Source organism: Dolichospermum compactum NIES-806 (assembly GCF_002368115.1).
In the GTDB taxonomy this organism is placed as follows: Bacteria; Cyanobacteriota; Cyanobacteriia; order Cyanobacteriales; family Nostocaceae; genus Dolichospermum; species Dolichospermum compactum.
In genome coordinates this window covers 3,364,108-3,378,806 of the sequence record NZ_AP018316.1, presented here as the reverse complement: position 1 = coordinate 3,378,806, position 14,699 = coordinate 3,364,108, and the positions used below count along the sequence as shown (strand labels likewise).

The 14,699-nt window shown below is 35.7% G+C and carries 13 protein-coding genes; 5 read left to right on the top strand and 8 right to left on the bottom strand.

The window, feature by feature from the left end:
* Window positions 1-165: 165 nt before the first annotated feature.
* Entirely contained in the window at window positions 166-1,500 is a 1,335-nt protein-coding gene (locus tag CA730_RS15850) for a tellurite resistance TerB C-terminal domain-containing protein (protein WP_096668724.1), read from the bottom strand.
* Window positions 1,481-2,833, bottom strand: a complete 1,353-nt coding sequence (locus CA730_RS15845) for an ATP-binding protein (protein ID WP_096668722.1) — start codon at window positions 2,831-2,833, stop codon at window positions 1,481-1,483. The genes CA730_RS15850 and CA730_RS15845 overlap by 20 nt, the downstream gene beginning before the upstream one ends.
* A gap of 868 nt (window positions 2,834-3,701) precedes the next feature.
* Between CA730_RS15845 and CA730_RS15840 the strand changes: the two genes are divergently transcribed.
* Together CA730_RS15840 and CA730_RS15835 are read left to right on the top strand one after the other, a co-directional pair.
* Window positions 3,702-4,940 carry an aminoglycoside phosphotransferase family protein gene (locus CA730_RS15840; RefSeq protein ID WP_096668720.1) on the top strand — a complete coding sequence of 413 codons (1,239 nt, stop codon included), beginning with the start codon at window positions 3,702-3,704 and terminating at the stop codon, window positions 4,938-4,940.
* Between the two features lie 116 nt (window positions 4,941-5,056).
* Window positions 5,057-6,136, top strand: coding sequence for a T3SS effector HopA1 family protein (locus tag CA730_RS15835; protein WP_096668718.1), 1,080 nt, complete (start codon window positions 5,057-5,059; stop codon window positions 6,134-6,136).
* A 24-nt stretch (window positions 6,137-6,160) separates the two neighbouring features.
* Here the strand turns inward: CA730_RS15835 and CA730_RS26095 are convergent, their stop codons facing one another.
* Complete coding sequence (locus CA730_RS26095) at window positions 6,161-6,283, bottom strand: hypothetical protein (RefSeq protein WP_269076473.1); 123 nt, start codon at window positions 6,281-6,283, stop codon at window positions 6,161-6,163.
* A gap of 13 nt (window positions 6,284-6,296) precedes the next feature.
* Here CA730_RS26095 and CA730_RS24965 point away from each other — a divergent pair, with 13 nt between their 5' ends.
* Entirely contained in the window at window positions 6,297-6,677 is a 381-nt protein-coding gene (locus CA730_RS24965) for a hypothetical protein (RefSeq protein ID WP_096668716.1), read from the top strand.
* Window positions 6,678-6,803: 126 nt separating this feature from the next.
* Window positions 6,804-7,253, top strand: coding sequence for an acyl-CoA thioesterase (locus CA730_RS15825; protein WP_096668714.1), 450 nt, complete (start codon window positions 6,804-6,806; stop codon window positions 7,251-7,253).
* Window positions 7,254-7,257: 4 nt separating this feature from the next.
* On the opposite strand, the gene CA730_RS15820 is transcribed toward CA730_RS15825, so the two are convergent.
* The 3 genes from CA730_RS15820 to menA form a co-directional block, all read right to left on the bottom strand.
* Window positions 7,258-8,580 carry a 2-succinylbenzoate--CoA ligase gene (locus CA730_RS15820; protein ID WP_096668712.1) on the bottom strand — a complete coding sequence of 441 codons (1,323 nt, stop codon included), beginning with the start codon at window positions 8,578-8,580 and terminating at the stop codon, window positions 7,258-7,260.
* On the bottom strand, window positions 8,565-9,557 hold the full coding sequence (locus tag CA730_RS15815) for an o-succinylbenzoate synthase (RefSeq protein WP_096668710.1): 993 nt from the start codon (window positions 9,555-9,557) through the stop codon (window positions 8,565-8,567). Before CA730_RS15815 ends, CA730_RS15820 begins: the two co-directional genes overlap by 16 nt.
* A 102-nt stretch (window positions 9,558-9,659) precedes the next feature.
* On the bottom strand, window positions 9,660-10,559 hold the full coding sequence (gene menA, locus CA730_RS15810; RefSeq protein ID WP_096668708.1) for a 2-carboxy-1,4-naphthoquinone phytyltransferase: 900 nt from the start codon (window positions 10,557-10,559) through the stop codon (window positions 9,660-9,662).
* Between the two features lie 349 nt (window positions 10,560-10,908).
* Between menA and CA730_RS15805 the strand changes: the two genes are divergently transcribed.
* Window positions 10,909-12,324 (top strand): isochorismate synthase, encoded by a 1,416-nt coding sequence (locus CA730_RS15805; RefSeq protein WP_096668707.1) that lies wholly within the window; start codon window positions 10,909-10,911, stop codon window positions 12,322-12,324.
* A gap of 67 nt (window positions 12,325-12,391) precedes the next feature.
* Here CA730_RS15805 and CA730_RS15800 read toward each other — a convergent pair whose 3' ends face one another.
* On the bottom strand, window positions 12,392-13,696 hold the full coding sequence (locus CA730_RS15800) for a glutamate-5-semialdehyde dehydrogenase (RefSeq protein WP_096668705.1): 1,305 nt from the start codon (window positions 13,694-13,696) through the stop codon (window positions 12,392-12,394).
* Between the two features lie 222 nt (window positions 13,697-13,918).
* A complete protein-coding gene (locus CA730_RS15795) occupies window positions 13,919-14,185 on the bottom strand; it encodes a hypothetical protein (protein WP_096668703.1) in 267 nt (88 codons plus the stop codon).
* Between the last annotated feature and the right edge of the window lie 514 nt (window positions 14,186-14,699).

The following is a 14,699-nucleotide window of genomic DNA, read 5'->3' as shown; positions in this document are numbered from 1 at the left end:
GGGCGCAGTCCCTGCGCCCAGAAATCTGAATTTCTACCTTGTCCGGTTCTCATTTTCTCATCTTTCTCGTTCCCATACTCTGTATGGGAATGAATTCTCAAAGGCTCTGCCTTAAATCATTTTTAGTCACAAAATCTCACTTGAAACCTATACACAAAGCCAGGTTTACTCCTGAATTCTGCTGTAACTGATTTCTGAATATTTAGTAATCATTGTTTTCACATTTAATAAATGTTCTTCAACAATTTCAGGAACTTCAGTATTGGTTTCAATAATTAATTCACCAATCGTATTACTAGCTATTTCATTAATAGCATCAATCAAAAGATTGGGCATAGTAATATTAGCTTCAGCAATTTCTTTAATAGTAGCTTTGGCGTTGTCTTGTTCCAGTATGGCTTTCAAAACCTGAATTTCATAACCGGGGAGATGGTTGAAAAAATTATTCCATTTCGCTGGTAAATTTTCGGTGTGATCATGTTTCCCCTTTATTGGATCTAATGGTTCTAATAATTCATCAAAAGGAAATAAATCTAAATTATTTTCTTCATTATCGGGCAATGTTGAGGGATTGGTTGTTTCCACTTGTTGAAGTAATTCCCAAACTTGATTTTGTAATAAATCCCGTTCATCTTGTAAGACAGAAATTTGATTTTGTAGTTGATTAACTTCCATTTTTTGCTCTAATGTCTTATTCTGTAATGATTTGAGCGTATTTTCCAGATTATTTCTAGTTATACCTATTTCTACTAGTAGATTATTTTGTTTAGTAATTTCCAGTTCTTTATTTTGAATTTCTATTCGTAGTTCATAAAGCTTTTCTTCTAGTTGTGGTTTAAGTCTTTCTAACAAAATTACATCATTTTCTAATTCTTTTTTCTGCTGTTTGATTGTATCAATTTGAGGTTGAATTTGGTTAATTTCAGCACGGGAGGCGTAACAATTTAGTTCTAATCTTCGCTTTTCTGCAATCAAATCATTGCAACTATTATTTAGCTCTATATTACTATTCTCTAAATGTGCAAATTCATTTTTAAGATTATAAATTTCGGCTTCAATTTGCTTTTTTTGAGCCGCAAATGTCCCGATATCTCGATGTAAACTATCTCTTTGACTACGACAATCTCCAATTTGGTTTTCTAAATGCTGAGTTTCTGCATACAATAAATTTCTATATTCTTCTAATTGGTGTATTTCTTTGAGAATACGCGATTTTAACCCTTCTATATCTCGAATCCGTCTTTGGAGAGAACCAATCATCTTCAACTCATCATTTCTCCGCCGTTTATCAACAAGAAATGCGGCTGCATAAGTGGCTAATACTGTAATTATTCCCGTAAAAAAGGCTCTAGAAATATCCCAACTAGGAACAAGACTTAACCCAAAACTGATACTAAATGCGGTTATTCCTAGTACGACTCGATGACTAACTATTGTTGGTTGCATCTTACTAGGTTTTATGGTAGCCAAGTTGTTAGAATTATTGGTAATTAACGTCATTATTCCTCACATTTTCACCAAATACAGCTAAATCTGCCTTTAAAAAGTCAATAAACTGCCTTGCGGTTCTGCCAGAACGGCCATTATGACGGGTTGCCCATTGTAAAGCTTTGTATTCTAAATCTTCGGGAGAAATATTGATATTTGCTGCTAGGTGCTGGACTATTTGTAAATAGGTTTTTTGATCTGCGGCTGCAAAAGTTAATGTTAGACCAAAGCGATCGCTAAAAGACAACTTTTCTTGCATTGTATCCCAACCATGAACTTCATTGTTATCCTTGGGGGCTGGTCTATCAGTAAAATATTCCCGGATTAAATGGCGACGGTTAGACGTAGCATATACAACTACATTTTCCGGTCTAGCAGTTACATTCCCCTCTAAAACTACTTTCATGGCTTTGAAACTATCATCATCTTCTTCAAAGGAAAGATCATCTACAAAAATAATAAATTTCTGGGGAACACCTCGCAATAATTCGACAATTTTCGGTAAATCTGGCAATTCTGACTTAGACACTTCTATTAAGCGCAAATTTCTATGACTATATTCATTTAATAAAGATTTAACCAAAGAAGACTTACCTGAACCACGACTACCATACAGTAATACGTGCAATGCAGTTTCGCCTGACAATAAAAACTCTGTGTTTTTCACTAAAGCATCTTTTTGCCACTCGTAACCCACCAATGTAGACAATTTTACCCCATCAGGACAAGTAATACCAACTAACTGCCCACTTTGCCAACGGAAAGCCCTATATTGGGCAAATAAACCAGTTCCATATTGCTGATAATAAGCGGCTAAATCTGTCACCGCATCACCCCAATTTGCCAACAGGGAAATAGATGCCATTAAACCCGTTTCTCCTCCTAGGGTTTCCGGTTCCCGATACCAAACCACAGGAGAAATAGGTAAATGCGCCGCCATTTGTACCCACTCGCTCAAAACCGCACTATTACATTCATATAAACTTTGTAATATTTGCAAATCATGTTGCACAGCCACTACTAAAGCTGAGGGTAATTGCCTCAACTCCTGCCGTTGTGCCAATTTGCTAAAAGGATTATCCGCAGTGAGAATTTGCCCAATTAGATATTCTTCCCAGGTTTGCTGACTGTTGGCTAAAGCTTGGAAATAACTACCATAAGCCTGGAGGCAATCTCGCCCATCTGCATCAGTATAACGGATAGTTTGTAATAAATTCAGAAACGCTCTGCCTACGTCGCCCTCTAGGACAGATTGGTACAGTAAAAGAGAGGCTGCTTGGCGTTGTAGAAGTTGAACCGCTGTATAAGATGTCGTATTTGCCGTCAGCATTGGTAGATGATCCATCAATCAACTGGTTAAAAGGGAACAGACCTGAGTTCGGTGTTAGGAGTTCGGAGTTCGGAGTTCCTACTTCGGAGACGCTACGCGAACGGAGTTATGATTTTTAAGAGCGAGAGAATAAGAGTTTGAGACTTATACTTGGGGCGAGTTTTCCACAAATTATTTTATGTCGAACTCAGGTGGAATAGGGAACAGGGAACAGAAAAATAAATTGTGTAAGTAGGTGGGCGTTAAAAATTGTCGTTGGGGCAAGGGAACAGGGAACTCTTAACTGGGAACAGGAAGAGAGTTTTGAGTGATTTTACTTTTCTTCACATACCTTTAAATTTTTCTGTTCACCTACTTAATTAATTCTGTCCCATTACTTATGTCTAATTTAATATTATTTTTGCCTCCCTCCAATTCTTCCTCCGAACTCCGAACTCCGACTGACTCTTGTACCTACAGGAATACAAGTGTAGCTATTTATATATTATACTAAAGGGCATTGGGGACAAAAGTAAACTAATACTGATGACAATCAGGATAAATTGCTAACATATATACAGGAAATATGGATCACTGGTAACTGTAAGTAACCGTTGTTTTCACTGGATATGTCCTAGCAATTATTTTGGCAACAGTAATGTTTGATTCAATGTGCAAAGCTCTACTACAGATATTATAAAGATTTTATAGTTTCTTCCGTGGACTTGAAAGTAAAAAAATAGCTAATATTGCCATTTTGGCAGGTCTTTCTGACACAAATGAGATATTAGTAGATAGTAGCAATGTTTCGTAAATTTTTTACCATTAACTTAAGAACTGCTACAGCCACCTCAATATTGACTGCGGTAATTCTTTAGCCATTTAAATAACTAGGAAATAATTCATGTTATTATCACTGTCTTCTCAAAATGTTATCCAGTATCTGCACAAAGCAGGGCTGTGTAGCGCGGAAGATGGCGCTGCATATAAATCTGTATTGCCAGAAAATAGCAATAAAAATGGGAATTTACTGGTAATCCTGGCAGATAATCGCCAACTGCTAATTAAACAAGAACGTAACATTAATAATGAGCAAAATTGCCATGAACTCTTTAATGAATGGCTGTTTCACCAACTATTGCAGAATTTTCCAGTAATTGGTAATATTGGGGCGATCGTATCATCATTGTTACACTTTGATGAAGAGAATTCTATTCTGGTGCGGAGCTACTTCAGCGAATATGTGGAGTTAGGAAAATTTTATCAACAGAGTAGTATATTCCCCACAGCGATCGCCAGCGCGATTGGTACTACGTTAGCAGGATTACACCGAGCCACGTTTAATAAACGTGAGTATCGTGATTTTATGTCTACTGCCCCCGCAGGACAGTTTCGCTATAATTTTTACAATCCTGCCCAAGGTATACCCTCAGTAAATCCAGACACATTTGGGACAATTCCTACTGAAGCGCTACAATTTCATCTTCTGTATCAGCGTTACGAAAGTTTAGAATCGGCGATCGCTGACTTAGCTTATGATTGGAAACCATCTTGTTTAACTCACAACGATTTACAATTAAGCAATATTCTAGTTCATTCTCGATGGGAACAGCTAGATAACTGCTTGACAAAATTAATTGACTGGGAAGCTTGCGGTTGGGGAGATCCAGCTTTTGACTTAGGAACTTTATTAGCCAGTTATTTAGGCGTGTGGCTGTCCAGCCTAATAGTAGATTCGACTTTAGAGCTAGAAGAATCTTTAAATTTAGCCATGATTCCTCTAGAAGCAATACAGCCTTCAATCTTAGCTTTAATTCAGGCTTATCTTGATGCCTTCCCCATGATTTTAGAATATCATCAAGACTTCATTTTGCGGGTAATTAAGTTTGCCGGTTTAGCATTAATTCAACAAATTCAACACAGAATTGAATCCCAAAAATCCTTTGACAACAGTAACTTATGTATGCTCGAAGTTGCTAAAAGCCTCTTAACAATGCCAGACCAATCAGTATTAACAATTTTTGGCATTTCCGCCGCCGAAATCCTCCAATCTGTCCCCACACTTCAGAAACTTCCCCAACCCCAAAAAGAACAACAATTAGTCCGTATTTATTACGAAAAAACTCGCCTCCGCGTTTATTAGTAAGGCTAAACAGAATCATAAAATCCATGAATTCATCGCTTATTATCCGCGTTTATCTGCGTTCAATAATTCTTGAAATATATATTTTCCTAAAATTTGAGGTGCAAAACAAATTAATGTTTGATGACTCTACCAATCAAATTCTCAATTCATTATTCGATATTGCCAGTAATATCCAGATCGAACCTAATTTTTGTATTTACCATCCCAATTATCAACCTTTTGCCCTACCCACAAATATAGCAAATAGGTTTCAACAAAACTCACCTTCCTTAAAACAGAAATATTTGAATATACTGTTAAGAAATTTCCTCTATGGTATTTATTACAACGGTTCACTACAAACAGCCTTAGCCACAAATAATAATTGTCAGTCTCAGATAACTTTCCTAGAAAATAATAGTTTGGGTGTAGATGAAGAATTCTATGAACAACTACATCATAGCAATCATGGTACAGGTCATTATGAACCCGATTGGCAGATTTTGAGAATTGAACCTGATGGGAGTATGGCTGTAAATAAGGATGGATTAACCTTATATATTGAGCCAGAATGTCATCTGCAACCCCGGAAAAAGTCACCTAAAGTGGGGGAATTAATAGCAATATGGATGCCTAAAAATCGCGTGCAAAATGGCTGTTATGTAGCAGTAAGTAATACAGCCATAGAAAATCAATCTCCACAAAATACCGATTTAGGAAGAGGGCGAATTTATTTTAATGTGACATCAGCCGGGGCAATTGTCCTCATGGATAGTTTAACCCAAGCTTTGAATAATGCGGCAATTGCCTTTAGTTTTCAAGTTCTTTATAATCCCGCTGCATATCAGCGTTATGATGCTGGTGTACTGCATTTTGAACGCCAAGATTACCCCACAATTCGGAATATTCTTCAAGATATTTATCAAGAACATCAAGCTTACTTTCAGCCCGAAATTCCCTTATTTACAAAATTTTTAGCACCGGGATTAGGGTTAGCAGAAGAACCAAATCAAAAATTTGCGCCTCAAGAAAGTTTTGGGATGAACCGTTGTCAAATTGTTGCCAATGCGCTGTTAGAATCTTGGCAAAAGGGTAAAAATGCTCTAGAAGAAAGAATAGAATTAATTAACCAACACTTTGCCAGAAATTTAATTGATGTGCAGCATCCCTATCTGAATCCGGCTTCTGAGGATATTTATCAGCCGTTAATTTGAGGAGAAAATAAATAAGTTCGTAATTTAGGCGATCGCTTTTTTGGGAAATTTCTCCAAATATGCACTTTTAGCACTGACACAGTACAGTATGATCTGCATCACTGAATTAACTGTCTTTGGTGTTACATGATGAACCAAATCTATCATAACTTAATTCATCATGAGCATCTTAATTTTAATCCTCACTCAGATAATTTTTCTACTCCTGGTATTGCGAGTAATTTTCTCACTCCTAGATAGGGTAATCGAGGCTTACAGGAAAACAAGATCAATTTACCAACCGAAATGGGGAGAGATGCAGGAGTCCAAAAAGTCCAGAGATAAAAAGAATAAGAGGCTTTCACAAATTAAGCGCCAGTCCTCAAATAGTTCTAGCTTTTCCGGTCGTCAATGGAATAAACTGTTATTAAAAGTTCAGGGAGATATTCCCACAGCCAAAAGATTAATCAACAATCTAAAAATTAAACATCCTGGGAAAAGTGACAGATGGTACATCGAAAAAGCCATTTTTGATTTAGAACGCGATAAAGGTCGTTATTAAATACAGAAATTAGCAGTCATCACATCACAATCATTGCTAAACATACTTTGAGTTTCCTGCACCCACATACTTAATATGAAGTAAAATAATATGTAATAACAGATTTTAATTCAGGACATTTTTGCAATGGCTTTTACATATTACTACACCGTAAGATTTCAAGATACTGATGCGGCTGGAGTCGTTTATTTCGCTAATATCTTGAGAATTTGTCATGAAGCTTATGAGGTTTCATTAGCAGCCTCTAGTATTAATCTGAAATCATTTTTTACTAATCCATCTGTGGTTTTTCCTATTGTTCATACAAATGTAGATTTTTTACGTCCTATGTATTGTGGTGACAATTTAATGATTAGTTTATTAGCAGAAAAAATAGGTTTAGATAAGTTTGAAATTACCTATGAGATTATCATAGATGAAGTCATGGTTGCTAAGGCAATTACTAGGCACGTTTGTATTGATGCAAGTAGTAAAATGAAGCAAGAATTACCAGATTACATAAATAATTGGTTAACAACTAATCACAGAGACGCAGAGGGTGCAGAAAGAAGAAAATCAAGGGAGGAGGTGATGTAATTAGTTAGTTTTTTAGAATATCTTTGGCGATTTTTTCGAGTTGTTGACGGTTGATTTTACCTTGGGTGTTACGGGGTAGGTTTGGTAGGGAAATCCAATGTTTGGGAATTTTGAATTTACTCAGTTGATTTCTCAGTTGAGTTTGAATTTGCAAATGAGAAATATTTTGATGATTGGGAATATAAATAGCTGTTAATGCTTGTCCCCAATGTTTATCAGATACACCAATTACACAAACATCAGTTACCATGTTCGTTTTTCTAATCGCCGCTTCAATTTCGATTGGGTAAACGTTTTCCCCACCTGTAATAATTTTATCGCTGTTTCTGCCAATAATATGTAAGTAGCCTTGATGATCTAAAAAACCAAGATCATCAACTATAAAGTTAGTTCTATTTTCCCAGATTTGGGGATAATAACCTAATGATAAAGATTGAGTTTGAATATTTAGATTTCCCGATGGATTATCAATGACAATTTTAACATGGGGCAGAACTTTTCCACTATTAAATTTACCTTGTAAAAATTCCTCTGGTTTGAGTGTTGCTATTTGAGAAGCGGTTTCTGTCATTCCATAGGTAGGTGCTAATCTAATTTGATGATATCTCGCTTTTTCTAATAGTTCATTCCAAGGTGGCGCACCTCCTAAAAGGACAGTAGAAAATTTGGATAACCATTGAGTTAATTCAGGATTTTGGTAGATTTTTTGTAATTGAGTAGGAACTAAAGATATAAAAAATTCGGCTGGTTTAATATTTGGTATTTGAGAATTTTCTAATGTTTTAGATGTGGTAATTATTAATTTACCGCCTGTTGTGAATGAACGCATAAATTGCATTAATCCACTCACATGATATAATGGTAATACACAGAATGAATTAACTGAATTGATTTGAAAATATTCTGTAAATCCCTGTACAGAGGCGGTTAATGTTTGCCATGTATGAATAGCAAATTTAATCTTTCCTGATGAACCACCCGTAGGAATCATGATAGGATTGGTAATGGGTAATTGGTGATTGGTGATTGGTGATTTGGAAAAGTTATAATCTATTCCTAAAACTATATCTGGTTGCACTAAATTAAAGACTTGTTTCCATTCTTCTTGATTCCAATCAGGGTTACATAAGAAAACTGGACATTTAGCCGCACAAGCAGCAATAAAACTTCCTAAAAATCTCACTGGTGATTTTTCTGCAATGATGATTTTTGGATTTGATAACTGGGTTAATTTTAAATATAATTCTGTTGCTATCTTTGGTAATTCTTGGCTATGATCACAAGTTAGCCAATGATGATTGTGGATATTATCTAAAAGGTTTTCCATATACTTTCTAGCCAGTTTGTTTCTTGTTGTGAAAAAAAGTGGTTAATTCCAAAGCCAACAGCACGGTTATTTGTGGATAATTCTGCGGCTAATTGTAGTGAGGCTTGTCTCCCAATTTCGGTTTCAAAGACAGATGAAAATACAGTATCAATTTGATGTTGTTTGCAGAACTCTCTTAACCGAGATGGTGAACCGAATATTCCCGGTTTAATTACAAATATTCCCCGCCAACCTTGTTGAAAACATGATTCTAATTGGTAGAGATTGGCGATAGATTCATCTAAGGCTATGGGTGTTAAATATAAGTTACTTAATTCTTGCATTGCTGTAAATTTATCTATAGATAAAGGTTGTTCGATAAATTCAATTTTGGCTGAGAATTGATCACATTTTTGTAACCATAATTTAGCTTGTTGATAAGTAAGTCCGCCATTAGCATCTAAACGTAATTTTGCTGATGTTGGTAAACTGGAAATGAGTAAATCAAATATTTCTAATTCTTGATTTATTTCATTCACACCGATTTTCCATTTAAATGTTTTATATCCTTGTTCCCATAAGTTACTCCATTGATTTAAGGCTGATTTTCCGGCGGGTAATAAGCCGCTGTAGGTGAGATTAGTAAGATTAGGCGATTGGAAAGATGCCTCCGGCACGCGAACGCGGCTACACAGACGAAACCCACCTGCGTGGGTTGAAGATTCAAAAGCAAATTGACAGGCTGGTAATTTATCGGGAATATCGAATATTCTCTCTTTGGTAATTGTTTGTGGAAGTTGAGAACAAAAATCTAAGGCTTGTTCTATGGTTTCTGAACCAAACCAAGAAATAGGAGAAATTTCTCCCCAAGTAATCTGATCTTTTTCATCAATTAAGCGGATAATTATGCTTTCGCGGATTTCCCAAACTCCATGATTTGTAATAATAGGTTTGGTGAATTTCTGACTAAAGTAACGAAAGGAAAATTGATAAATCATGAGAAAGGAGTCAGGAGGAATAAAGAAGAAGTAAAGAAAAAGTAAGAAGAAATTTTCTCCCCTTCTCTGTACTTTGCTATATATTCTGAATTGTGAAAATTATTAACCAAGAATAAATCCCACACCTAAAAATAAGCAACTCACAAACTGAACTCTAATAGCAATGAATTTAGAGTTACTTACTTTGTCTGGTTGATTGTGATTTTCTAAGACGTGACCACATAATTGAATTGCGAAAGGTAAACTCAGGAAACTGAGTAATGTCCAAATTGGGAAAATATTCAACATCACAAATAGCAGAGTTAAAGGATAAATACTCGCCGTAAATCCGACTAATACCTTTGCGCCTGTTTGCGTTCCTAAACGCACAATTGGAGATTTTTTTCCTGCGGCTATGTCATCTGCAACTTGATGAAAATGGGAGCAAAATAGCACTAAACTAGTAACAATGCCCAAAATCACGGAAGCTGCTAAATTGATGATAGACCAAGTTTGAGTTTGACTGTAATAGGCTGCACCCATACCCAATGGACCAAAGGCAAAAAAGCAGAGAAATTCCCCTAAACCCTGGTATCCTAGCCGAAAGGGGGGACCTTGGTACATATAGCCTAAGCCGCAGCATAACAGGATTATAGCAATAACTGTGGGGTCTTTTTGCACAAGAGCGATCGCTATTATTCCCAACAACCCCAAACCTAAACACAGGTTTCCTATCCAAAACATTAAAGTTTTATTACCAGTTAAATTCACCAATGAATGATGTTTATTCTGATCAATTCCTGTTTCGGCATCAAATACATCATTACTAATATTTTCCCAAGCTAAAATTAAAATTGCTGCGGCAATAAACAGAGAAAATATTGTTATATTAAAAATCTTTACTTCCCTAAATGCTACCGCCGAACCTACCCAAATCGGCATAATAGCAACACTGTACATTGGCGGTTTAATAGCCGCCAGCCATAGTTTAGCTTGAGGTGGTGAAATCTGAGTTGAAGTCATCAGTCGTGATTAATTAAATTACCAGAACAGAACTTTAGTTATCAGTTAAATTTTATAATTTTCCAGGAAACTTGACTAGCTATTTGAGATTTATGATTGTTGATCACTCATGAGGACAATCAATCTAAAATTGTTTAACTTTGGTAAATTACCAAAAAATGCTAGTTTTATGATTATAGGCGAATATCCTGCCCTAAAACCTGCTATCTTGCCGCCAAAACAGGATAAACCCCATAATCGAGCTAAGTTTATGCTGGTTAATGGTGACTGAATTATGTTACCTATAAAAATACCACCATGATTTATTACATTTTAGGAAGATAACTTAATAAAAATTAACTTTACATCCATGACAATTTCACCATGTCGCAGCCACACCTTTGTAGATTACAAATACCTTAATCAATTGCTATTAGAGGTTCAGGAAAATTGCCGTCGCCATAATAATAGTAAAATTGTCAGTATTCCCCTAGAAATTAGCTTAGTTGATCCTTTGCTAGTTTTCGATAAATTTAATCATAGAAATACCATAAACTTTTATTTTGAAAATAGAAGTAATGGTGAAGCAATAGCCGCAATTGGTACTTTAGATAAAATAGAAATCTCTGGTCAAGATAGGTTTACAAAATCAGAAGAATTTATCAAAAATTGTCTGGAAAACATAATTCCTATCTCTGATAAAAATCAGACTTTTTCCCTGCCTCGATTTTTTTGTACTTTTAGTTTTTTTGATCAGCATAAAAAAGCAGATTATCCATTTCCTTCTGCTACGGTTTTCTTACCTTGTTGGCAAATAGCTTTAAAAAATAATCGCTGCACATTAATAATGAATACAATTATTAATTCTAGAATGAATATTCCCAAAATATTGGATAATTTACAACGCCATTTAGAAATTATTAGATCCTTGCATACCCATTCTATAAATATTGATAAATCTCCTTTAAATTTATATAAAAAAATCACTAATAATGGTGATAAATTTAAAACTTCTGTTGCATCGGTTTTAGAAATCATCCATGCTAACCAGTTAAGAAAAATCGTTTTAGCTGATACCTTAGATGTCAGTGCTAATCATGATTTTAATTTATTAAATTCCTTGAATAATCTCCGGCAATCACATCCTAATTGTAATGTATTTTCCACCAGTAATGGTAAAGGACAGAACTTTATTGGTGCTAGTCCAGAACGATTAATTAGTATTCACAAACAGCAGTTAATTACTGATGCTTTGGCAGGTTCAGCCCCCAGAGGAAAAAACCCCACAGAAGATGCTACAAATGCTAATAATTTAGTTAATAGCACCAAAGAAAAACACGAACATAAACTGGTGTTAGATTTTATTACTCAACATTTATCTCAACTGGGTTTATTTCCCCAAGTTTTAGCCCCTAGACTTCGACAATTATCTAATATTCAGCATTTATGGACACCAATTAGCGCAGTAGTTCCGAATCATATTCACCCTCTACAAATAGTTGCTAAACTCCATCCTACTCCAGCAGTAGCGGGGGCAGCGCGAGATATTGCTTGTGCAGAAATTCGTCGTTATGAAAGTTTTGAAAGGGGTCTATACGCAGCCCCTTTAGGTTGGGTAGACGGAGAAGGAAATTGTGAATTTATTGTGGGGATTCGTTCGGCTTTAATTGATGGCAATTATGCGAGACTGTATGCAGGTGCAGGTATTGTTGCGGGTTCAGATCCTGAAAAAGAATTTGCAGAAGTGCAACTTAAATTGCAAGCTTTATTAAAAGCTTTGGTTTGAAGTGAGGACTTATGGATAATTATAATCACAGAATGGGCGCAAGCCCTGCGCCCCTACTGCTGTTATATTATAAGTCTCGATGACTAAATGATTTTGCGTTTGCACCTGTGTAGGGTTTCACAATATGTCCATTACCAGACATTTGATATTTATATGTTATCAAGCCTTCTAAACCAACTGGTCCGCGCGGAGGCATTTGTTGGGTACTAATTCCCACTTCTGCACCAAATCCATAACGAAAACCGTCAGCAAACCGGGTAGAACAATTATGATAAACTCCTGCTGCATTGACTAAACCTTGAAATGTTTCTACGGCTGTGATATCTTCAGTAATAATGGCTTCTGTGTGGCGAGAACCATAATTTTCAATGTGGGATATGGCTTCATTTAAAGAATCAACTATTTTAATGGCTAAAATCAAATCGCTATATTCTGTTTGCCAGTCTATTTCTGTGGCTTTGGCAATATTAGGTAAAATTTGTAAAGTACGTTCATCACCTTTTAATTCTACATTTTGTGCTTGTAAAGCTGCGGCAACTTGGGGCAGAAATTCGGCAGCAATGCTACTATGAACTAGCAAAGTTTCAATGGCATTACAAGCAGCGGGATATTGAATTTTAGAATCTACAGTAATACTAATAGCTTTGGCAATATCGGCGAATTGATCTACATAAAGATGACAAATACCATCAGCGTGACCTAATACGGGAATGCGGGTATTGTCTTGGACAAATTTCACAAAGGCATTAGAACCTCTGGGAATAATTAAATCTACATATTTATCTAATTGCAAAAGTTCTAATATTTCTTCTCTACTCGTTAACAATTGCACGACATCGGGATTAACTGTTGTGTGAAATAATCCTTGTTTAATGGCTTTAATTATCGCTTCGCAAGAACGTAATGCTTCTTTTCCACCTTTGAGAATTACGCCATTACCGGATTTAATTGCTAAGGAAACTATTTGAATTGCGGCTTCGGGACGGGCTTCAAAAATGATACCTAAAACGCCCAAAGAACAGGTAATGCGTTTGAGAATTAAACCTGTATCAATTTCTCGATGAATTTGAACTTTACCAATAGGATCTTCTAGTTTACCAACATCTCGCACACCAGCGATCGCATCCCTTAATTTATGTTCGTCCAAAAGTAGCCGTTTATAAAGGGGTTGGGCGATTCCTGCTGCTGTCGCTGCTTGACAATCAGCTAGATTTGCTTGCAAAATATCATCCTTAGCTAATTCTAAAGCTTGAGCGATCGCTTCAATGGCTTGATTTTTATCTTTAGTGGAAAGAACTGCCAGCTTACTTGCCGCTTGCCGTGTTTGTTGTGCGATCGCACCTAAAGGAGAAATAATGTTGAGAATAGTCATAGCACGCCAGAATTTTCAAGTATGGTAACAATCTGTGTCTTTTTCCCATCCTATCAATCTTAGTTAGCCAATAACTATACACCCGACTCATTTTGTTTCCAGTTGTGCATGAGGTACATCAATAATATCTATAACTTTTTAAACCGACAGTTAATGGAAAAATTAGCTGAAATGGCTAATTTTTCACTATTTTGCTCATTTAAGCCAATTAAGACCAGAAACTCAACCTTCTTGAACTTGACGCTCAAAGTCTGAGCAAGTTTTTTCCACTACAGACAGAGCCAAAGGATAGATATCATGATGCTCCTCTTTCAACCAACCCAAGAGATTAGCCAACTGAGCATTCCGTAAATCTAAATCCGTCTGAAAAATAATTGAAGTTGCCATCGCTTGAGCATATTGAGACGGATGACCTTGCTTAATAAACGCATCCACTAAAGCGGCTAAAGCCGTCTGTGGCACAGTAGGAGGAGTCCCTTGTATAGACATAGTTTTTAGAAAAAATAATTAGTTAAATCATCCTACTTTATTTAAACAAAGAGTGGCTAATAGTAATAATACTTAATTTTAAACAGAAATTCCCTTGAATTTGCGGGAATTCACTGTAAATAAGGCTCGCGTACTGAAGGATGATTATACTTATACTTTATATTTCCTACGCATTTAAAAATAGTCTATTTACTTATTTTTTAGAGATACCTACAGTGCATCTATGCCCTACGGCATTTATCTAAATTTTATTACCAGAAAACTCAAAATGTATGCCCAGCTTAAGTTTATGCCATCTGTCTATATTGAAATGGAAATATAAATCTCATATATTAATCAAATAAAAAGAAGAATATAATCCAGATTCTCTAAGTAATACTGATAGTATTACTGACAAAATTATAAATAATATAATTTACATTTTTTTACATTTTTTACCTTTCCATCTATTTACATATTTTGGAATAAGTGATATTTGTATATTGTGCTTAGTTAAGCAACTAACTAGCCGTCA